Consider the following 21,340-nt stretch of genomic DNA (forward strand, 5'->3'; position numbering starts at 1 on the left):
ACGGAACGGATCGGGACGTTTCTCAGGACGCCGGGACGGCGTCGAGCTCGGGGCTGAGCTCGGTGCCGGCGCCGGGCTTCGGCGAGGTGTCCGGGACGGACGTCGCCGGGTTCTCGGCGAGCCAGCGCTCGGCGTCGATCGAGGCCGTGCAACCACTGCCGGCGGCGGTGATGGCCTGCTGGTAGGTCTTGTCGGTGAGGTCGCCGCAGGCGAACACGCCCGACACGTTCGTGTAGGTGCTGGGGTGGGCGACGTGCACGTACCCCTCGTCGTCGAGGTCGACCTGACCCGCCACGAGGTTCGACCGCGGGTCGTGGCCGATCGCCACGAACATGCCGGTCGCCTCCAGGGTGTCCTCCTCGCCGGTCACCAGGTCGCGCACCCGGACCCCGGTCACGGAGTTCTCGCCGAGCACCTCGGTGACCACGGCGTTCGTCCGGAAGCGGATCTTCTCGTTGGCGCGTGCCCGCTCCAGCATGATCCCGGAGGCGCGGAACTCCTCGCGGCGGTGCACGATCGTCACCGATCGGGCGAACCGGGTGAGGAACGTCGCCTCCTCCATCGCGGAGTCGCCGCCACCGACGACCACGATGTCGTGGTCGCGGAAGAAGAATCCGTCACAGGTGGCACACGCGGAGACGCCGTGGCCGAGCAGGCGCTCCTCGCCGGGCACGCCCACGTACCGCGGGGCGGCGCCCATCGCGAGGACGACGGCGCGGGCGGAGTGCTGCTCCTTGCCGACGCTGACCGTCTTGACGTCGCCGGAGAGGTCCAGGGCGTCGACGTCCGCCGGGCGCAGGTCCGCGCCGAAGCGCTCGGCCTGCTTGCGCATCTGGTCCATGAGATCCGGGCCCATGATGCCCTCGGCGAACCCGGGGTAGTTCTCGACCTCGGTCGTGGTCATGAGGGCCCCGCCGAACTGGCTGCCCTCGAAGACCACGACGTCGAGCTGCGCCCGGGCCGCATAGGTCGCCGCGGTGTACCCCGCCGGTCCGGAACCCACGATGATCACGTCGTGGATGGTCTGGTCACTCACGCCCGCTGAAACGTCGCCCACGTCCCCAGGATTCCCCACCCGGTGTCGTCCACCCCACTCACCCGCCCACCGTCACGTCGCCGAGGGTGTCCGGGGACCCCGGGGCGCAGGCCGGACCCACCACGAGGAGGCGGAACCGGGCGGCCCGTCCGGTCGCGAGGACGTAGAGCGTGCCGGGCCGGCCGTCGAGCACGACGGCCCGGCTCCCGAGCGGCACGGTGCCCGCGGGCTCGCCGTGCGCGACGAGGCAGGCGGTGCGGGCGGCGGGAGCGGCCGTGCCGTCCCGGGCACCCAGGCCGGAGCGCAGGGCCCGGGGCAGATCCCCCGAGGTCAGGACGACGGGTGACCCGGTCGCGGGGGCCGCCGTCGGGGCGGCGGCGGGGGGTGTCAGTCCCCCGCCGGACCCGAGCACCACGACGGCGAGCACCGCCGCGGCCGCCGCCGTGCTGACCGCCGCGGCGACCCACCGGCCACGGGGCACCCGGACCCGCCGTCGGGACGGCAGCGGGGACGGCGCCGAGGACGGCGCCGGGGTGCTGGTCGCGGGCCCGGCCGCCCGCTCGGCGGCCACCGCGGCCAGTAGCGAGGCGGTGAGATCGGGCGGGGCCGCCGGACGGGGTGCGGCCGCGAGGTCGGCGCGGGTGCGGTCGAGGGCGGCGAAGAGGTCCTCCTCGCCGGGGCGGGGGGAGCCGCCGTCCCCGTGGCGCGCGGCGGCGTCCGCGGCGTCCCCGCCACGGGCGCCGGGCGCGGGGTCGGTCATCGGTCTCCTCCTGACGGGCTGCGCACCTGGCCTCCCGGGGCTTGGACGCCGCCGGGAGCCGGATCGTTCCCGACGATCCTCGCGCCCGGTTCCCGTGCCGTGTCGTACTCCGGGCGGAGATGGCCCAGCAACTGGGCCAGGCGGTACCGGCCACGGGCGGCGCGGCTCTTCACCGTGCCCTCCTTGATCTCCAGCACCGCGGCCGCCTCCGCCACCGTCATGCCCTCCATGTCCAGGAGCACCACGGCGGCCCGCTGGGCCAGGGGCAGCCGCCCGAGCGCCTCCTCGACGGCCAGGACCCGCTCCCGGTCGAGGATGGGATCCCGGTGCAGCGGCAGGTCGACGGCCTCCGTGAGCGGCTCCGCGGCGCGGGTCCGTCGGCGGCGCAGCCGGTCGAGGCTCCCGTGGTGGACGATGCGGTGCAGCCAGGTGTTCACGGTGGCCTCGCCGCGCCAGCGCGCCGCGTTGCGATACGCCGAGATCATGGCCTCCTGCACGACGTCCGAGGCGTCGTGCGAGTCGCGCAGGATGCGGGTGGCGAACGCCCACAGCCGCTCGGAGTAGCGCCGGACGAGCTCGGGGAACGCGTCCGGGTCCCCGGCGACGTGCGCGGCGAGCAGCGCCTCGTCGGAGCGGGTGTCGGCCACGGGACCGGACGCTAGGCGGCCGGTCCGCGGGGCAGGGGCGGTTCCGGGAAACCGCTCCGCCGGCGGGGCCTCAGCTGCCCCCGATCACCGTCACCTCGGCGATCTGGCTGGCGTACTGGCCGTCGGACTGGCCGAGGGCGGTGATCCACACCAGCAGGTTCGAGGTCGGCGCCCCCGCCTGCAGCGGGATCGTCGTGGTGTCCCCGGAGACGGTGCCGGTGCCGAGCACCTGGGTCTGGGCGAGCGGCAGGTTCGGCGCGGCGGCGGACCGGATCTCGATCGTGGTGCCCGGGCTCGGGGACCGCACGACCACCTGCGTCGGCCGGCTCGGCGTCCGGAACGTGGTCATCAGCCCGATACCGGGCTTGAGGGCCGGGAACTGCTGCCGGTAGTCCGACGTCGCCCACGTGGTCGAGGGGTCGTTGTCGGCGGCGCGGCCGACCCGGTCGGGGTTGTCGGGGTTCCCCGACGGGTCGTAGACGGCGATGCTCGCGAGCTGCACCGGCCCGCTCGGCGCGGCCGGGACCGACGGCACGGCCGGTGCCTGCGACGCGGACGGGGCGGCCGCGGGGGCGGTCGTCGGGATCACGAGCGGCGGGCCGGACGACGGGCCGCCGCCGAGCAGCGACACCGCCTGGAACGCGACGAACGCGACGATCGCCAGGACCGCGACCACGAGGAGCGTGACCCCGATCCGCAGCTTGCGACGGGTCTCGGGGTCGCGCCGTTCGCCGTCCTCGTCGTCGGGGTGCCACACCGCCCCGTCGTCGTCGGCGAGCTGGACGCCGTCCTCGGTCAGCGGCAGGAGCACGCCGTCGTCCTCGGCGCCCTCGCGCAGCTGGCGGACCAGGCCGTGCACCGCGGCGGCCGTCCGGATCCCGCCGGTGGCGTCGAGCGTGCGGTCGACGAGCGCCGCGAGCCCGACGGGCAGGGCGGGTCGCAGGTCGCGCACCGGGGCGACGCCGCCCGCGGCCGTGCGCGGGGCGGCGGTCAATCCGGCCGGGGTGGCGCCGTCGATGGCGGGCCAGCGCCCGGTGAGCAGCAGGTAGAGGATCGCGCCGAGGCCCCGGACGTCGTCGTCGACCTCGGCGTCGCCGCGCGGCATCGGGAACGCGAGCCGGGCGTTGGCGCGGGCGGTGACCCGGACCCGCTGGGGATGGTCGAGCCCGAGGACGAGCCCGGCGCGGTGCGCGTCCGCGACCGCCTGGGCCAGCGGCTCCACCACCCGCAGCGCCGCGCTCGGCGAGAGCGGGCCGCCGGCGACGAGCTCCGCGAGGTCCCGGCCCGGGGTCCACTCGGCCACCGCCGCCCCGAGGACGCCCTGGGGCAGCCGGCTCGAGCCGGGCTGGATGACGTCGAGCACGCGGGCGGCGTGCCGGTGGGCGAAGTGGGCCGACCGGGTCGCGCGGGAGAGCGCCGAGGACGCCCGGGCGTCGGCCTGCCAGCCGCCGACCAGCAGGGTCATGGCCACGTCCCGCTCGAGCGTGGTGTCCCGCGCCTTCCACAGGGCAGCGTCGGCGGCCCGGTCGCGCCCGACCTCGGCCACCAGCCGGTAGCGGTCCGCGATGACGGTGCCGGGCACCAGGGCGCCGCGGGGCCCGACCGGGATCGGTCCGGAGGACGGCGGGCGCGGACCCGGGGGCGGGCTCGGACGGCGGCCGCCGCGGGCGGGGGACTTCGTCCGGCCCCCGGTCCCGCCCCGGCGGGCGCCGTCGGGCAGGAACGTGGTGGGGCCGTCGATGCCGGGCGCGGCCGCCACCGGCGGGACGGCGGTGGTCGGCTCGTCCCCGACGGAGGTCGCGGGCTCCTCGGCGGGTCCGGCCGGGCCCGAGCCGTTCGCGACGGGTGCGGCCGCGGCGCCCGCCCCGGTACTCCCGGGCGTGTCCGCGGCGTCCTTCCCGACGACGGGTGCGTCGGAGCCGGCGGGCGCGGCGCCCTCGGCCGGGTCGGCGACCGCACCGGACCCCGGGCGCCCGGCGGACGGGCTCGGCACGCGCCGTGCGCTCACCGCCTCGTCCACCCCGTCACCTCCGGGCTCGCCCCACCCGCGCCACCACTCCCACCCGGGAGTACGTCACCGGCGAGAGTACGGGACACCGGGTCCCCCGTCGTGGACGCAGGCCCGCGCGCGACACCTGTCACCGCGGCGCAACCCGTCCGTGGGTGGGCGGGTCCGACCGGGGGTCAGCGACCGACGAGCCGCCGCAGCCGCGACACCACCGGGTCCAGCTCGGGCACGCGCAGCAGCCGCATGGCGACGACCAGCACGACCAGCGACACCGTGCCGCCGATGCCGACCGTGAGCCAGGCGCGGGTCACCGCGCCGCCGCCGGGCAGCACCCGTTCCAGCAGGGTCACCAGCAGCACGGCGACGAGGACGGACATCACCGAGGCGAGCCCCGTGAGCAGCATCGTGCGCAGGACCCGTCGGGTGTCGAGGCGGCCGAGGCGGAGCCGGAGCCAGACGTCGCCGACCACCAGGCCCACCACGAACCCGAAGGCGTTGACCGCGGCGAGGCCGAGCACCACCTGGTCGGGCGCCAGGAGCACGGGGCACAGATAGGCCAGCGGCACCTTGACCACCGTCATCACGACCATGATCAGCGTCGGGGTCCGTGCGTCGGCCATCGCGTAGAACACGCGCAGCTGCAGCATCACGACCGCCATCGGCAGCAGCCCGAACGCCGAGCACGCCAGTGCGGTGCCCAGCGTGCCCGCGGACGCGGCCCCGGACTTGCCCAGCGAGAACATGGCGATCCCGAGCTGGGTGCCGAACACCGTGAGGATCGCACTGATGGGCAACAGGGTGACCGTGGACAGGCGCGATCCCAGCGACAGGTCGGCCACCACCTGGTCGATGCGCCCGTTCGCGGCCGCCGCGCTCATGCGGGGCATCAGGGCCGTCAGCAGCGACACCCCGAGCACGCCGTAGGGCACCTGGATCAACAGGTTGGCGTAGGCGTAGATCGCCGGACCGCCGGAGTCGGAGGCGAACGCGACGCGGGTGATCACGGTCAGGCCGATCTGGCTGACGATCACGTACCCGATCACCCAGGCCGCGAGGCCGCCGAAGGCCGACAGCCGATGGTCCCACCCGAAGCGCCACTGCCAGCGGAAGCCGGTGCGGCGCATGGCCGGCAGCATCACGGCCGCCTGGAGGGCGATCCCCAGCGTGCTGCCGACGCCCACCACCAGCAGCTGTGTCGTGGTGATCGTGTCGCCGGGCGGGCTCGGCAGCACCCAGTAGATCGCGAGCGCGATCAGACAGACGACGTTGTTGAGCACCGGCGCCCACGCCGCCGGACCGAACACGGCCCGCGCGTTGAGGATGGCACCGAACAGCGCTCCCATCCCGTAGAAGAAGATCTGCGGGAGGAGCAGGTAGGCGAACCGGGCGGCCAGCTCGACGTCCTGCGGGTCGGAGATGTACGGCCGCACGAGCAGCGGTGACGCCACCGTCGCGAGCGCAGTGGCGCCGAGGAGGACCACCGCGGCACCGGAGAGCAGCTTCTGGGCGAAGGCGTCGCCGTCGTCGCCGTCCTCCTTCGCGGCGCGGACCAGCACCGGGATGACGACACTGGTGAGCACGCCACCGAGCAGCAGCTCGAAGATGATGTTCGGCAGCGTGTTCGCGATGTTGAACGAGCTGCCGACGAGGCCGAGCCCGAGGGTCGCGGCCAGCGCCAGGGTGCGCAGGAAGCCGGTCAGGCGGCTCACGAGCGTCGCGATCGCCATGCCGCCGGAGGCCTTCACCAGCGAGGAGTCGTCGCGGTCGTCGCTCGGGTCGCGGGGGGCCGGGACCGCGGAGGCGTCCTGCTCCAACGGGGGCCGGGGCAGCAGGACGGTCTCGTCGCGCGAGTCGCCGACGGTCCAGGAGGCGAGCGGGGCCGCCCGCACGGTGGCGGCGTCCACCCCGGGCAGCGCGCCGAGCCGGGTGGTCGCCTCCTCGACGCGCGCGGGCGGCCGGCCGGTCCGCGGTGACGGCTCGGTCGGCACCGCGCGGGCGGGCACGGTGACGGCCTCACGGGCGGCGATGGGACGCGTGGCGCCCGCGTCGGGGGGTCGCGGCGGCGCGACGGGGCCCGGGGGCGGGCCGGCCGCGGTGGGGCCGGGCTGCGGAGGACCGGGCTGGGGAGGACCGGGCGGTGGGGGCGCGGCGTGCGCGGGTCCGGGGTGGGCGGAGCCGGGCTGTGCCCGGGGCCGGGTGGCCCCCGGAGGGACCGGGCCGGGCGTCGGGGTGGGGCCGGGCATCGGTGCGGCCCCGGGCGGCGGGACCACCGTCGGGGTGGCCGCTCGGGCCGCCTCCGCCGCGAGGGCCTGGTCGCCGGGCGCCCGCGGCGGGGTGCCCGGGCGGTCCGGCGGGGTCGGTGCCCGGTGCTCGTGGTCGCCGGGGTGCGCGGAGGGACCCGGACCGGGTCGGCCGGGGGGCGGGCCGGCAGGACGTCCGGCGGGCGGGACGGGCGGGCCGGGCGGGCGCACCGGGTCGGGTCCGACCGGGGCGAGCGGGAGCGGGCCGCCGGCGGGGCCACGCGCGGTGGGCCGGGTGCGGGCCGCGGGGTCGTCCCCGGGCGGGCCCGGCGGACGGCGGGGAGGTGGCGCGTCGTCGACCGGGGCGGGGGGCGGGGGCACGACGACGTCGTCCGGGGCCGGGGAGGTGTCCGCGCCGGACCCGGGGCGTACGGGCCGGGCGCTCATCGCGCCTGCAGGGTGCGGTCGTCCGTCGTCGCCGCGTCCGGATCCGTCGGCGTCCCGGGGCGTCGTCTGCGTCGGGACTTGCGTTCCCGCCGCGCCGCGCGGACCCGCAGCGCCACCCGCAGGCTCGCCAGGATCACCAGCACGACGGCTGCGGACGCGGTCAACCACACCGTGATGGTGCCGTAGGCGGTGGATCTCAGCAGGAGACGAGCCGTGGATCCGAGCGACTTGCCGCCGGGTGTGAGGGCGGTCGCGTCGATCGTGAACTGCCCGGCCCGCTCGACGTCGAGCGCCACCTGGAACTGGTAGCTGCCGAAGGCGGGCACCTGGTGCACGGCGACCGGGGAGGCCCGCACCCCCGGCGTCGGTTCGAGGGCCACCGAGACGTCGACCGCCACGGGCAGCTGGTTCTCCACCGTGAGCAGCAGCGGGGCGTCGCTCGAGCCGAGCGAGTAGGTGCCGGCGGGCTGGATCACGCGCACCATGCCGCGCAGCGTGCGCATCTGGGCGACGACGTCGTCGGCCGCCGCCCGCTGGAGGGCCGGATTCCCCCGTCCGGCCGCCGAGAGGCTGCGCAGCAGCGCTCCCGTGAGCGGCTGCACGAACTCGGCCGGGGTGGGGGCGCCCGCCCGGTCCTGGCGACTGGCGGCGAGCAGGTCGCGCTGGTCGTCCCGCACGCCGCGGATCTCGTCGAGCACCGCGCCCGACTGGTCCGACACGGCCGCCCGGTTCCCGGGCCCGAGCGCGACGGCGGGCGTGGCCGGGTCGGCGGCGGCCCGCGCGACGAGGGTGCCGACGTCCACGGGGGCCGCCAGCCCCCGCCGGCTCAGGTCGGTGATCCCGGTGAGCAGGGCCGAGGCGGCGTCCGCGTCGACGTCCCAGACGGCGGGCGGCGCGAGGACGGTCGGGGCGGGGACCGTGGGGGCGGTCACGGAGCGCGGGGTGAGGCCGCGCAGGGCGGCGACGGCGAGGGCGTCCTGCGTCGCGAGGGCGCCGTCCGCGGGCGTCGGGTCCCCGGTGCCGGGGTCCGCGGTCGGGGCGAGCGCGCGGTCCGCCAGCGGATCGGTCCCGACGGCGAGCGGGCTGCTGCCCCCCGTCCCGCCCCCGAACCGGCCGACCCCGCCCGGAGGGACACCGCCGGTGAGCGTGGACCCGTCCACGACGAGGGCCCGGGCGCCGCCGCCGGCGAGGTCGGCGAGGCTGCGCTCGTCGAGCAGCCCGCCGGCCGGGACGGTGGTGTCGGGGACCGGGGTCACCCCGAGGAGCTCGGCGGTGCGCTCGGCCCCGAGGGTGCGGGCGGCCGTGGTCAGGTCGCTCATGTTGCCGCGGCTGGTCGCGAGCAGGTCGGCGTCCGCGTACGGGAGGGCGATCACGCAGCGGCCGACCGCGGCGGCCCGGACGGCCGCCAGCCACTGCCCGGCGACGGTCGCTCCGGCGCCGGGCCGGGGGCCGGTGGGGCTGGTGACCTCGTAGCCCGCGCTCATGTCGCGGGCGGTCTCGAGCAGGTCGGCGTCGACGGCGAGGCAGGTGGCGGCCGCGGCCGGGCTGCCGAGGGGGGCCGCGCGGGTGAGGGCCGCGACCAGCCCGCCGAGGCGACCGGTCGGGGCGAGGGAGGTGGCGAGCGAGTCGTCGGCGAGCAGCGGCGGGGCCCCGGGCGGCACCGGGAGCCGCCGGGGCCGGTCGGTCAGCGGGTAGAGCAGCGAGACCGCGGCCGGGGTCGTCGGGGTCGCCGCCGGCCGGCCCGGGAGCCCGGTGACCGGGAGCAGGAGGTTCTCCGCGGCGACCCGCTCCGGCGTGCCGTTGCCCGGGGTGCCGTTCGCCTCCACCACGAGCGGGTAGACGCCCGGTCCCGGCAACGCCAGCGTCGCGAGCGGGATGCGCAGCGTCACCGGCGCCGAGTCGCCCGGGTCGAGCTGCCCGGCGACCGGCGTGAACGGCGGCGGGGTGGCCGCGGCATCCGGGGAGATCGCCCCGTCGAGGGCCGCCCCGACCTCGGGGTCGGTGCCGACCGCGGCGCCGCGTTGTGCGCGAAGCCCCAGGTCGCGGACGGGGACGGGGCCGCGGTTGGTCAGCCGACCGGTGACCGTGAGGTCCCCCGAGTCCGGCCCGACGACCCGCGGGGCGGCGTCGAGGCTCAGCTCCACCGGTCCCGACGACGGGCCCTGCGCGGGTGCCGGCGCGGAGGCCCGTGCCGGGCTCGCGGCGGCGAGGGGGGCCCAGCCCGCCGTCGTCAGGACGAGCGCCAGCACCGCGGTCACGAGAGACAGGAGGGTCCGCGGGGCCCCTCCTGCGATCACGCGGACTCCTCCAGGATCTCCGCCGCCAGCCGGACGAGGCGGCGCTCGTCGGCGTAGGCGAGACGTGAGCCGAGCTCGGTGAGCGGGACCCAGGCCACCTCGGTGACCTCGACGTCGGCGTCCGAGAGCTCCCCGCCGCGGGCCGCGAGCAGGAAGTGCTGCACCGTCTTGTGCACCCGGCGGTCCTCGGCCACGAACCAGTAGTCGATGCTGCCGAGCGGCGCCTGCACGGCGGCGATGATGCCGGTCTCCTCCTCGACCTCGCGCACCGCGGCCTGCTCGGCCGTCTCGCCCTCCTCGATGTGCCCCTTGGGCAGCGACCAGAGGAGCCGGCCGCGGCGGTCGAGCCGTCCGATCAGGGCCGCGCACCCGCGCTCGGCGTCGACGACCAGGCCGCCCGCGGAGAACTCGTCGACCGTCCGCATCCGCCGCCGCGGACCGCGCCGACGGCGGTCGGCGGGTCGACGTGGCGACGGGGGCATTCCGCGATGGTACGGCCGACCGTGCCGGTGCGGGACCACGGACGAGGCCGACGAGGGCTCCTCACACGGTGGTGGTGGCCGCCGCGGGACCGGGCGCGGGTTAGGCTGTCCCGCCGTGCCCGCAGCATCCCGGATGGCCGCCCAGGCCCCTCCACCCGCCGTCGAGAAGGCCGGAAACGAGCAGCAGCAGCCCGTGGACGCCGGTCAGACTGCCGTGGTGGAGCTCCTGCGGTACTCGCCCGTCGCCGACGAGCTCGGCCGGCGCTTCGCCGACGCCGGGCACCGGCTCTACCTGGTCGGGGGCAGCGTGCGTGACGCGCTGCTGGGGCGGCTCTCGAGCGACCTGGACTTCACCACCGACGCCCGCCCGGCCCAGGTGAAGCGGATCGTGTCCGGCTGGGCCGAGGCCGTCTGGGACACCGGGATCGAGTTCGGCACGATCGGCCTCGCCCGCCACGGGGTCACGCTCGAGGTGACCACCTTCCGGGCGGACACCTACGACGGCGTGTCCCGCAACCCGGTCGTGGCGTTCGGCGACACCGTCGAGGGCGACCTGGTCCGCCGCGACTTCACCGCGAACGCGATGGCCGTGTCGCTGCCCGACCGGACCTTCGTCGACCCCTGCGGTGGCCTCGCGGCCCTGGCCCGCGGCGTGCTCGACACCCCGATCGAGCCGGAGCGGTCCTTCGACGACGACCCGCTGCGCCTCCTGCGCGCCGCCCGGTTCGTCTCGCAGCTCGGCTTCACGGTCGCCCCGCGGGTCCGGGAGGCCATGACGGCGATGGCGCCGCAGCTGGGCCGCATCACCGCCGAGCGGGTCCAGGCGGAGCTCTCGAAGCTGCTGCTCGGGGCGCACCCCCGGGCGGGCATCGAGCTGATGGTGGACACCGGGCTGGCCGACGTGGTGCTGCCCGAGGTGCCCGCGATGCGCCTGGAGATCGACGAGCACGCCCAGCACAAGGACGTCTACGAGCACTCGCTCACCGTCATGGAGCAGGCGATCGACCGGGAGACCGACGGCCCGGACCTGACCCTGCGCCTCGCCGCGCTGCTCCACGACATCGGCAAGCCCGCCACCCGCAAGGTGGAGCCGGGCAACCGGGTCAGCTTCCACCACCACGAGGTGGTCGGCGCGAAGATGACCCGCAGGCGGCTGCGCGAGCTGCGCTACCCGAAGCAGCTCATCGACGACGTCTCCCAGCTCGTGTTCCTGCACCTGCGCTTCCACGGCTACGGCAAGGGCGAGTGGACCGACTCGGCCGTCCGGCGCTACGTGACCGACGCCGGACCGCTCCTCGACCGGCTCCACCGGCTGGTGCGCTCGGACTCCACGACGCGCAACAAGCGCCGCGCGGCCGCCCTGCAGCGCACCTACGACGACCTCGAGGAGCGGATCGCCCGGATCGCCGAGTCCGAGGACCTTGCGCGGGTGCGCCCGGACCTCGACGGCAACGCGATCATGGAGCTCCTCGGGGTGGAGCCCGGACCCGTCGTCGGGAAGGCGTGGCGGCACCTCAAGGAGGTGCGGCTGGAGCGTGGGCCGCTCGACCGCGACGAGGCCGAGGCGGAGCTGCTCGCGTGGGCGCGGGCGGAGGGGATCCTCGACGCCTGAGGCGTCCCCCGTGGCAGCGGAGCGTCGTTGCTGTCATCCAGTGGCAGGTTCTCCACATCGTCGACGGTCAATGGAACCGATCGGGGCGGGCGGGAGTCCGAGCCCGTGTGATCACCTATCGCTTCGGCACCGGACGCGGGCCGGTCCACCACCACCGCTCCCCGCCGGACCGTGCCCTGGCGGGAGCGGGCCCGGACGCCGTCGCGCTGGACTTCGACGGGGACGGCCGGGTCGACGACGCACTCTGGGACACCGACGGTGACGGCGAGGCCGACCGCGCGGTGCTCGACCTCGACGACGACGGCCGCCCCGAGCGCGTGTTCGCCGATCCCTCCGGGCGCGGGGTGTGGAACGAGGCCGTGAGCCGGACGGTGGCGTTCACCGACGTCCGCGGCCGCGCCGGCTCCACGTCCGCCGCCGTCGACACCGACGGAGACGGCGTTCCCGACGGCGGGTGGGCGGAGGTCGACCACGATCCCGTGACCCGGGAGATGGTCTGCGACCTCGACGGGGACGGGCGGGCCGACCAGCTGCTCGTCGACCACGACGGCGACGGGCGCGCCGAGGCCGCCTACGGCGCGTCGGAGCCCGAGGGGTCGGGTCGCTGGGACGTGCTGCTGGCCGACACCGACGCCGACGGCACCGCCGACACGGAGATCGCCGAGGACGCCTCGGGGTGGGTGCCGCCCTGAGCGGGGACGACCGCCCCGCCGTCGGGACCGCGCGTGTCGCCGACCGGGACGCCGCGGCGCAGCGCGATCTCGTGCACCGCGAGACCGAGGAGGTAGAGCCCCGCCGCGAGGAGGACGAGCGTGGCCGACCGGCCGTCGGGCGGGCTGAGCAGGGCCGCGGCGGCGACCGCCGAGACGTAGGTGACGTTGAAGACGGTGTCGGCGAGCGCGAAGACGCGGCCGCGGCGGGCGTCGTCGACCTCGCGCTGCACGGCGGCGTCGGCGCAGAGCTTGATGGCCTGACCGACGAGGCCGAGGACGAAGGCGGCGCCGAGGATGGACGGGAGGGTCATCGGCAGTCCGAGCCCGACCAGCGCGGCGACGGCGAGCCCCAGCATCACCCGGACGGTCGCCGGTCGACCGATCCGGGCGGTGAGCCACGGCGTCACCACGGCGGCCACGCCGAGCCCGGCCGCCGCGGCGACGACGGTCTCGCCGAGCCCGGCGACGCCGGCGTGCAGCGGGCCCCAGTCGGTGAGCCCGTTCCGCATCAGCAGCAGCATCACGAGCGTCGCGACACCGAAGGCCAGCCGGTGGGCCGCCACGGCCCAGAACGCGGCCACGACGCCCGGAGCGTCCCGCGCGGCGCGGGCCCCGTCGACGAGGCCCAACGCCACCGCCTTCACGGCCCGGGCAGCCTCCGAGGGGTCGTCGGGGCCGAGCGCGCCGGGGCGGAAGCCGACGGCCACCGCGACGATCACCACCGACCCGAGCACCGCGGCGGCCGCGGCGATCCCGGACTGCCGGTCCCCCGCGCCGATGAGGCCGGTCACGACGAACGCGCAGGCGGCGCCGGCGGCCGCGGCGACGGCGCCGCCCGTCGTGACCAGCGAGTTCGCGGCCACCAGCCGCCGCGGCGCCACCACGTGCGGCAGCGCGGCCGACAACCCGGCCTGCACGAACCGGCTGACGCCGATCGTCGCCAGGGCCCCCAGGTAGAGGGCGGGGCCGCTGATCCCCGCGGCGACCACCGCCGCCGTCCCGAGGGTCAGCACGGCGCGCACCCCGCCGGCGACGAGGAACACCCGGCGGCGGTCCCAGCGGTCGAGCAGGGCACCGGCGAACGGCCCGACCAGCGAGTACGGGAGCAGCACGACGGCGAGGCCGAGGGCCACGAGCACCGGGTCGGACTGGCGCTCCGGGTTGAACAGCACGGCGCCGCCGAGCGCGGCCTGGAAGACGCCGTCGCCCCACTGCGCGCCGAGCCGGACGGCCAGCAGTCGGAGGAAGCCCGGGTGCGCGGCGAGGTCCCGACGACTGGCGCGGCCACGCCGCGGCGGCGGCCGATCGGTCGAAACGGGCACGACCGACCACGCTACGCGGACCGCGTCGCGGCCGGGAGGGCGGCGGTCGCCCGTCCGGGCCACCTCTCCGGCCGGACAGGTGACGTGGGCGCCGACCCCGGCCGGTCGGGCTGACCGCACCCGGACGGTGGTGTCACGATGGGGTGGTGGCCGAGGGAACGCGGGACGAGCCTGCCGAACGGTCGGCGTACTCGGTGGAGGCCGGCACGCTGCTGGTCGCCGCCCCCTCCCTCACCGACCCGAACTTCGTGCGGACGGTCGTGTTCGTGATCGACCACCGCCGCGAGGGGACGCTCGGTGTGATCCTCAACCGCCCGAGCGAGGTCGCGGTCTCCGACGTGCTCCCGACGTGGGGCCCGCACACCACGCGCCCGAGTGCCGTGTTCGTCGGCGGCCCCGTCGAGCAGAAGACCGCGCTGTGCCTCGCCGCGCTGCGCACCGGGGAGGACCCGGCCGGGACGCCGGGCGTGGTCGGGGTGCGCGGGCCGGTGGCGCTGGTCGACCTCGACGGCGACCCCGCCGCGCTCGCCCCGCGGGTGCGGGGGCTGCGGGTGTTCGCGGGCTACTCGGGGTGGGACCGCGGGCAGCTCGCCGGCGAGATCTCCCGTGGCGACTGGTACGTGGTGCCCGCGCTCCCCGACGACGTGCTCGCCCCGGCCCGCTACGACCTGTGGGGCGGCGTCCTGCGCCGCCAGGGGGTGCCGCTCGCGCTCCTGGCCACGCACGTGACGGAGCCGAAGCGGAACTGACATCGGATGGACGGGCCGGTCGTCCGGTCCGGTGCGCGGACGGCTCGTTCGCTCCCGGCGGGGGGTCGGCGTCCGGCGTAGCGTCCCCGGGCGTGCGGATCACGCGTGAGACCCCGGGACCCGGCCAGGAGTCGGTGTGGGACTACCCCCGCCCGCCGCGGACCGAGCCGGACCGTCGGCGCTGCGTGATCACCCACGCGGGCACCGTCGTGGTGGACACCGACGACCTGGTCCGCGTGCTGGAGACCAGCCACCCGCCGACCTTCTACCTGCCCCGTACGGCCTTCGCGGAGGGCGTGCTGCGGCCCGCCGAGCGGCGCACGGTGTGCGAGTGGAAGGGGACGGCGCGGTACGTGGACGTGGTCGCGGGCGGGGCCACCCTGGCCGACGTCGGCTGGTGGTACCCGGAGGGCGACGTCAGCGCCACCTACCCCGAGCTCGCCGACCGGGTCGCGCTCTACCCGGCGCCGTTCGACGAGATCACCCTCGACGGCGAGCGGGTCGTCCCCCAGCCGGGCGGCTTCTACGGCGGGTGGATCACCGCCGACGTGGTGGGCCCGTTCAAGGGCGGGCCCGGCTCCTGGGGTTGGTGAGGGGGCTGGTGAGCGGGGTCCGGACGGGTCAGGCCCCCGCGCCCTTCGGGCAGATCGCGCACGACCCGGCGCAGGCCGAGCGTGCCTCGGGACCACAGCTGTCGTCGGGAACGTTCTGCGGCAGCGAGCAGGGCTGGGCGGGGCGGCTCTCCGCCTCGAGGGTGGCCTCCCGGTCGGCCTCGGCGTAGCGGCCGCCGAGGACTCCCCCGACGCCGAGCAGCACGAGCAGGGCGAGGGCGCCGACGACGAGCAGGGTCACGGCCGCGGCGGTGACCGGGCTGAGCAGCGCGGTGACGCCTCCGAGCAGGCCGAGCACACCGGCGCCGACGAAGGCGGGCGCGGCCACCCGGTTGGCGCGGCGGAAGGCGTCGACGCGGGCCATGGTCCAGCTCGTGCGCACGCCGATCACCCGGTTGCGCGGCAGGCGCTGCGTGGCGGCGAGAACTCCGACGACGCCGACGACGAGACCCGCGAGGATGAGCACGGCGGCCAGGACGGGGACGACCATGCCCCCAGAGTAGGCTCGGTGGTCGAATCGCCGGTCCCCGAGGGACCCGGCCCCGCCCCGGCTGTGGATCCCGCCGGAGGCCTGTGGTGACCAGGAGGAACGCCGTGACCGCCCAGCCCGACGTCGCCCGGCGGGAGGCTCTCACGCCGCCCTACCGGTACACCGCCGAGCTGGCAGGAGAGATCGAGGCCCGCTGGCAGGACCGGTGGGAGGCCGAGGGCACGTTCGAGACGCCGAACCCCTCGGGCCCGCTCGCCGACGGTCGCACGCTGGACCCGGCCGAGAAGTACTACCTGATGGACATGTTCCCGTACCCCAGTGGCGCGGGGCTGCACGTCGGGCACCCGCTGGGCTTCATCGGCACCGACGTCCTCGGCCGGTTCCTGCGCATGACCGGGCGCACCGTGCTGCACACGATGGGCTTCGACGCTTTCGGGTTGCCGGCCGAGCAGTACGCGGTGCAGACCGGCACGCACCCGCGGACCACCACCGAGGCGAACATCGAGCGCTACCGCGCGCAGATCCGTCGTCTCGGGCTGGCGCACGACAAGCGGCGGTCGGTGTCCACCACCGACGTCGGGTTCTACCGGTGGACGCAGTGGATCTTCCTGCAGATCCACGGTTCGTGGTTCGACGTCGCGCAGAACCGGGCGCGCCCGATCACCGAGCTCGAGGCCGAGTTCGCGGCGGGGACGCGCCCGGTGCCCGGCGGTCGGTCGTGGTCGGAGCTGACCCGCCCCGAGCAGGACCGCGTCCTGGACGGCTACCGCCTGGCCTACCTGGCCGACGCTCCCGTGAACTGGTGCCCGGCGCTCGGCACGGTGCTCTCCAACGAGGAGGTCACCGCCGACGGACGCTCCGAGCGGGGCAACTTCCCCGTCTTCCGGCGGAACCTGCGCCAGTGGATGATGCGGATCACCGCCTACGCCGACCGTCTCGCGGACGACCTGGACGGCGTCGACTGGCCGGACTCGGTCAAGGCGATGCAGCGGAACTGGATCGGCCGCTCGCAGGGCGCCACGGTGCGCTTCCGCAGCGGCGAGCACGTCCTCGAGGTCTTCACGACGAGGCCTGACACCCTGTTCGGCGCGACCTACATGGTCGTGGCGCCGGAGCACCCGCTGATCGACGCGATCGTGCCGGACGCGTGGCCGACGCTCGCCGACGAGGCGGAGCTGGACGGTCGCTGGACCGCCGGCGCCGCGACCCCGGCCGAGGCGGTCGCGGAGTACCGCCGCGTCGTGGCCTCGCGCTCCGACCTGGAGCGCCAGGAGGCCCGCGACAAGACCGGTGTCTTCACCGGGGCGTGGGCGATCAACCCGGTCAACGGCGAGCCGCTGCCGGTGTTCGTCGCCGACTACGTGCTCATGGGCTACGGCACCGGCGCGATCATGGCCGTCCCCGGCCAGGACCAGCGCGACTGGGACTTCGCGTCGGTGTTCGGCCTGCCGATCAAGCGGACGGTGCAGCCGCCGGCGGACTTCGAGGCCTCGGGTGGCGAGGCGTACACGGGGACCGGGGCGGCGATCAACTCGTCGAACGCCGAGATCTCCCTCGACGGGCTGGGCGTCGACGAGGCCAAGGCGTCGATCATCGCGTGGCTGGCCGAGCGCGGCGACGGCGAGGCCGTCGTGCAGTACAAGCTGCGCGACTGGCTGTTCAGCCGCCAGCGCTACTGGGGCGAACCGTTCCCGGTCGCCTACGTGGCCGACGGCGAGTCCGACGGCGGGCCGTCGATCCCGCGCGCCCTGCCCGACTCCGACCTGCCGGTGCTGCTGCCCGACGTCGACGAGTACGCCCCGAAGACGTTCGCGCCCGACGACCGTGACTCGGCGCCGGAGTCCCCGCTGGCCCGGGCCACCGAGTGGACGTCGTTCGCCGAGGACCTGGCGTCCGACCCGGAGCGGGGCTGGGCGGAGTACGTCCGCGAGACGAACACGATGCCGCAGTGGGCCGGCTCCTGCTGGTACCACCTGCGCTACCTCGACCCGACCAACGAGCAGCGCTTCGTCGACCCCGACGTCGAGCGCTTCTGGCTCGGGCCGCGGCCCGACGTGTTCGGCCCGGCCGACCCCGGTGGCGTCGACCTCTACGTCGGCGGCGTCGAACACGCGGTGCTGCACCTGCTCTACGCCCGGTTCTGGCAGAAGGTGCTGTTCGACCTGGGCCACGTCTCGGCCTCCGAGCCGTTCCGCCGCCTGTTCAACCAGGGCTACATCCAGGCGTGGGCCTACGTCGACGCGCGCGGGGTGTACGTGCCGGCCGAGGAGGTCGTCGAGGGTCCCGACGGTGGATTCACGTGGAACGGCGAGCCCGTCACCCGCGAGTACGGGAAGATGGGCAAGTCGCTGCGCAACGTGGTGACCCCGGACGACATGTGCGCCACCTACGGCGCCGACACGTTCCGGCTCTACGAGATGTCGACCGGACCGATGGAGGCCTCGCGCCCCTGGTCGACCCGCGACGTCGTCGGCTCGCAGCGCTTCCTGCAGCGGGTGTGGCGGCTGTTCGTCGACGAGCAGGACGGGTCGCTGCGGGTCTCGGACGCCGAGCCGTCGGACGACACGCTGCGGCTGCTGCACCGCACGATCGACGGGGTGCGCGCCGACTTCCCGGCGCTGCACTACAACACCGGCGCGGCGAAGCTCATCGAGCTGTCCAACCACCTGACGAAGGCCTATCCCGACGGCGGGTGCCCCCGGTCCGTCGCGGAGCCGCTGGTGCTCATGCTGGCCCCGCTGTGCCCGCACCTGGCCGAGGAACTGTGGTCGAAGCTGGGCCACCCGTCGTCGCTGGCGTACGCGGACTTCCCGGTGGCCGACCCGGCCCTGCTCGTCGAGGACTCCGTCGAGTACCCGATCCAGGTCAAGGGAAAGGTCCGCTCGCGGGTCACCGTGGCCGCCTCGGCGAGCGAGGACGAGGTGCGGGCCGCCGCCCTCGCCGACGAGAAGGTCGTCGAACTCCTCGCCGGTGCGGAGCCGCGCAAGGTGATCGTGGTGCCGGGTCGTCTGGTGAACGTGGTGCCGTAACCGGCTCCCCCCGCGTGAGGGGAACCCCGGTGCCATAAGAGCGCTCGGATCCTCCCCTCACGACGGCGGGTGGATCCGATCTGGCCCCGGCTGCGTCACCAGGACGTGCCGAGGAAATCGAAGGTCGACTGGCAGGCGGTCCGTGATGCCGCGCCGCACGGGGTGGCGCGGACGGCGGAGCTCCGCGAACTGGGTGTCGCGGCCGGCACGATCGCCGGCCGCACCCGCTCGGGGCAGTGGGAGCGCGGCTCCCGTGGCCAGATCCGGTTGCGGACGGGTCCCCCGACGACGGAGGAACGGCTCGACGCGGCGCTGCGACTGGCCGGCCCGGATGCCGTGCTCAGTGGGGCGGCCGCCTGTCGGTTGTACGGGCTCACGAAGCTGCCCGACGCGGGGACGATCCTGGTGCTCGTGCCTCACGGGAGGCGACGACAGGACGCCGACGAGGTGCACCTGGAACGCACGCACCGCCCGCCGCCGGCGGTCGTGCGCAGCGGCTTCCCGTGCGCTCCCCTGGAGCGGGCGGTGCTGGACGCCGCGCGCCACATGGTGCGGCTCGACCCGGTGCGATCCCTCCTCGCGGAGGCGGTGCAGCGCCGGTTCACCACGGTGGCGCGTCTCACGGAGGAGCTGGACGCGGGCACGCGCCGCGGCACCCGCTTAGCCCGCATCGTGCTCGGGGAACTGGCCGACGGGGTGCGGTCGGCGGCTGAGTCGTGGGCCCGGGAGATCGCCCGCGAGATGGAGCAGGAGGGCTTCCCGCCGATCGAGTGGAACCGTGCGATCCACCTGGAGTCGACGGGCGCGTTCCTCTTCAGCCCGGACGGGTGGATCGACGAGGTCGGGGCGGCGTGGGAGATCGAGTCGGTCGAGTACCACCTCGACCCGGAGGACCAGGAGCGCTCATACGCGCGCCGCGCCCTGATGAACACTCACGACGTGGTCCTGGTCGAGCACCGGCCGAAGCTGCTCCGGACGAATCCGTCCCAGGTGAAGCGGGAGGTCCGGGAGGCCTACGAGCGGGCTCTCCGCCGTCCACGCCCGCCGCTCGAGGCCCGTGCGCCACGGTGAGGGCTCCCCTCACGCTCGACGGTCGTACGCCGGCGAGCGTGAGGGGAGGAATCGAGCGCTCTTAAGGCACGAGGGTTCCCCTCACGCCATAGGGGGCACTGTCACTCCTCGCCGCGGATGAACGACTCGACGGCGTCGTAGGCCACGGAGTCCCGGTACTGCACGGGCGGCGACTTCATGAAGTACGACGACGCGCCGAGCAGCGGGCCGCCGAGGCCGCGGTCGAGGGCGATCTTCGCGGCGCGCACGGCGTCGATGATGATGCCGGCCGAGTTCGGGGAGTCCCAGACCTCGAGCTTGTACTCCAGCGACAGCGGCACGTCCCCGAAGGCGCGCCCCTCGAGGCGGACGTAGGCCCACTTGCGGTCGTCGAGCCACGGCACGTGGTCCGACGGCCCGATGTGGACGTTGTCCTTGCCCATGTCGCGGTCGACCTGCGAGGTCACCGACTGGGTCTTCGAGACCTTCTTCGACTCCAGGCGCTCGCGCTCGAGCATGTTCTTGAAGTCCATGTTGCCGCCGACGTTGAGCTGCATCGTGCGGTCGAGCTGGACGCCGCGGTCCTCGAACAGCTTGGCCAGCACCCGGTGGGTGATGGTGGCGCCGACCTGGGACTTGATGTCGTCACCGACGATCGGCACGCCCGCGTCGGTGAACTTCTGCGCCCACTCCGGGTCGGACGCGATGAACACGGGCAGGGCGTTGACGAAGGCGACCCCCGCGTCGAGCGCGCACTGCGCGTAGAACTTGTCGGCGTCCTCGGAGCCCACCGGCAGGTAGGAGACGAGCACGTCGGCGCGCGCCTCGCGCAGCGCCGCGACCACGTCGACCGGCTCCTCGTCGGCCTCGGTGATCGTCTCGCGGTAGTAGCGGCCGAGCCCGTCGTAGGTGTGGCCGCGCTGCACGGTGACCCCGGTCGGCGCCACGTCCGCGATCTTGATCGTGTTGTTCTCGCTGGCCGTGATGGCCTCCGCGAGGTCCTGCCCGACCTTCTTGGCGTCCACGTCGAACGCTGCGACGAACGTCAGGTCGCGGACGTGGTAGCCGCCGAAGTCGACGTGCATGAGACCCGGCACGCGGGCGGCCGGGTCGGCGTCGGCGTAGTACGTGACGCCCTGGACCAGCGACGCGGCGCAGTTGCCCACGCCGACGATGGCCACTCGGACCTGACCCATGGATGGTCTCCTTCACTCGTTCACGACGACGGGTCGGCCCGTCGCCTCGTCGATGGCGGTGCGGCTCAGCGACCGCTCGTGGTCGATGAGCTCGTCGAGCCAGCGGACCTCGCGCTCGGTGGTGTCCAGGCCGATGCGGTGCAGTTCGCGGGTGTAGCGGTCGATCTGCTCGCCGGCGCGGGTCAATGTCGAGCGCAGTCCCTCCCGGCGCTCCTCGACGCGGCGCCGGCGGCCCTCGAGGATGCGCATCCGCACCTCGGCCGGGGTGCGGGAGAAGAACGCCAGGTGGACGCCGAACCCGTCGTCGTCGTAGGCGTGCGGACCGGCCTCGCCGAGCAGCTCGTCGAGCCGGTCCTTGCCCTCCGCGGTGATCTCGTAGACCTTGCGGCCCCGTCGGCCCCAGGAGCCGCGTTCCTCGCCCGCCGGTGCCTGCTCGATGATCAACGCGGCGCGTTGCAGTCGACGCAGGGTCGGGTACAGGGACCCCCAGGAGAACGCACGCAGCGGCCCGAGCCGCGCGTGCAGCTGTTTGCGCAGCTCGTACCCGTGCATCGGTGCCTCGTGGAGGAGGCCCAGGACGGCGAGTTCCAGCACCGTGGGCTCCTTCCCGCTCGCGTGGCCCGGCGGCGCGACCATATCGCGGCGATACAT

At 75.4% G+C, this 21,340-nt stretch carries 16 protein-coding genes; 5 read left to right on the forward strand and 11 right to left on the reverse strand.

Annotated elements, in window-relative coordinates; all coding sequences use genetic code 11:
- Positions 1–22: 22 nt before the first annotated feature.
- From trxB to A3CO_RS0101040, 7 genes are all read right to left on the reverse strand, one after another.
- The gene (trxB, locus tag A3CO_RS0101010; RefSeq protein WP_018330371.1) at positions 23–1,036 is read right to left on the reverse strand and encodes a thioredoxin-disulfide reductase; all 1,014 of its coding nucleotides are present in this window, start codon (positions 1,034–1,036) and stop codon (positions 23–25) included.
- 58 nt (positions 1,037–1,094) lie between these two features.
- The gene (locus tag A3CO_RS29425; RefSeq protein ID WP_018330372.1) at positions 1,095–1,796 is read right to left on the reverse strand and encodes a hypothetical protein; all 702 of its coding nucleotides are present in this window, start codon (positions 1,794–1,796) and stop codon (positions 1,095–1,097) included.
- The gene (gene sigM, locus A3CO_RS0101020; protein WP_018330373.1) at positions 1,793–2,443 is read right to left on the reverse strand and encodes an RNA polymerase sigma factor SigM; all 651 of its coding nucleotides are present in this window, start codon (positions 2,441–2,443) and stop codon (positions 1,793–1,795) included. The genes A3CO_RS29425 and sigM overlap by 4 nt, the downstream gene beginning before the upstream one ends.
- A gap of 70 nt (positions 2,444–2,513) precedes the next feature.
- Complete coding sequence (locus A3CO_RS0101025; RefSeq protein WP_018330374.1) at positions 2,514–4,463, reverse strand: protein kinase family protein; 1,950 nt, start codon at positions 4,461–4,463, stop codon at positions 2,514–2,516.
- A 164-nt stretch (positions 4,464–4,627) separates the two neighbouring features.
- Complete coding sequence (gene murJ / locus A3CO_RS29430; RefSeq protein WP_018330375.1) at positions 4,628–7,138, reverse strand: murein biosynthesis integral membrane protein MurJ; 2,511 nt, start codon at positions 7,136–7,138, stop codon at positions 4,628–4,630.
- Positions 7,135–9,435 carry a DUF6049 family protein gene (locus A3CO_RS0101035; protein WP_157646908.1) on the reverse strand — a complete coding sequence of 767 codons (2,301 nt, stop codon included), beginning with the start codon at positions 9,433–9,435 and terminating at the stop codon, positions 7,135–7,137. Before A3CO_RS0101035 ends, murJ begins: the two co-directional genes overlap by 4 nt.
- A complete protein-coding gene (locus A3CO_RS0101040) occupies positions 9,432–9,917 on the reverse strand; it encodes an NUDIX hydrolase (RefSeq protein WP_026204159.1) in 486 nt (161 codons plus the stop codon). The genes A3CO_RS0101035 and A3CO_RS0101040 overlap by 4 nt, the downstream gene beginning before the upstream one ends.
- Before the next feature lie 133 nt (positions 9,918–10,050).
- Between A3CO_RS0101040 and A3CO_RS0101045 the strand changes: the two genes are divergently transcribed.
- The gene (locus tag A3CO_RS0101045) at positions 10,051–11,529 is read left to right on the forward strand and encodes a CCA tRNA nucleotidyltransferase (RefSeq protein WP_026204160.1); all 1,479 of its coding nucleotides are present in this window, start codon (positions 10,051–10,053) and stop codon (positions 11,527–11,529) included.
- A 571-nt stretch (positions 11,530–12,100) separates the two neighbouring features.
- On the opposite strand, the gene A3CO_RS0101055 is transcribed toward A3CO_RS0101045, so the two are convergent.
- The gene (locus A3CO_RS0101055) at positions 12,101–13,564 is read right to left on the reverse strand and encodes an MFS transporter (protein WP_157646909.1); all 1,464 of its coding nucleotides are present in this window, start codon (positions 13,562–13,564) and stop codon (positions 12,101–12,103) included.
- Positions 13,565–13,707: 143 nt separating this feature from the next.
- Here A3CO_RS0101055 and A3CO_RS0101060 point away from each other — a divergent pair, with 143 nt between their 5' ends.
- Both A3CO_RS0101060 and A3CO_RS0101065 read left to right on the forward strand, forming a co-directional pair.
- Positions 13,708–14,313 carry a YqgE/AlgH family protein gene (locus tag A3CO_RS0101060; protein ID WP_018330381.1) on the forward strand — a complete coding sequence of 202 codons (606 nt, stop codon included), beginning with the start codon at positions 13,708–13,710 and terminating at the stop codon, positions 14,311–14,313.
- A gap of 92 nt (positions 14,314–14,405) precedes the next feature.
- Positions 14,406–14,906, forward strand: a complete 501-nt coding sequence (locus A3CO_RS0101065; RefSeq protein ID WP_018330382.1) for a DUF427 domain-containing protein — start codon at positions 14,406–14,408, stop codon at positions 14,904–14,906.
- A 28-nt stretch (positions 14,907–14,934) separates the two neighbouring features.
- On the opposite strand, the gene A3CO_RS29435 is transcribed toward A3CO_RS0101065, so the two are convergent.
- Positions 14,935–15,414, reverse strand: a complete 480-nt coding sequence (locus A3CO_RS29435) for an SdpI family protein (RefSeq protein WP_018330383.1) — start codon at positions 15,412–15,414, stop codon at positions 14,935–14,937.
- Between the two features lie 104 nt (positions 15,415–15,518).
- Here A3CO_RS29435 and leuS point away from each other — a divergent pair, with 104 nt between their 5' ends.
- Positions 15,519–18,443, forward strand: coding sequence for a leucine--tRNA ligase (gene leuS / locus A3CO_RS0101075; RefSeq protein WP_018330384.1), 2,925 nt, complete (start codon positions 15,519–15,521; stop codon positions 18,441–18,443).
- Positions 18,444–18,512: 69 nt separating this feature from the next.
- Positions 18,513–19,514 carry a hypothetical protein gene (locus A3CO_RS0101080; RefSeq protein WP_018330385.1) on the forward strand — a complete coding sequence of 334 codons (1,002 nt, stop codon included), beginning with the start codon at positions 18,513–18,515 and terminating at the stop codon, positions 19,512–19,514.
- Positions 19,515–19,615: 101 nt separating this feature from the next.
- On the opposite strand, the gene A3CO_RS0101085 is transcribed toward A3CO_RS0101080, so the two are convergent.
- Positions 19,616–20,689 (reverse strand): inositol-3-phosphate synthase, encoded by a 1,074-nt coding sequence (locus A3CO_RS0101085; protein ID WP_026204164.1) that lies wholly within the window; start codon positions 20,687–20,689, stop codon positions 19,616–19,618.
- Positions 20,690–20,701: 12 nt separating this feature from the next.
- On the reverse strand, positions 20,702–21,283 hold the full coding sequence (locus A3CO_RS29440; RefSeq protein WP_051085819.1) for a PadR family transcriptional regulator: 582 nt from the start codon (positions 21,281–21,283) through the stop codon (positions 20,702–20,704).
- Positions 21,284–21,340 lie beyond the last annotated feature (57 nt).

This window comes from Actinomycetospora chiangmaiensis DSM 45062 (assembly GCF_000379625.1).
GTDB lineage: Bacteria > Actinomycetota > Actinomycetes > Mycobacteriales > Pseudonocardiaceae > Actinomycetospora > Actinomycetospora chiangmaiensis.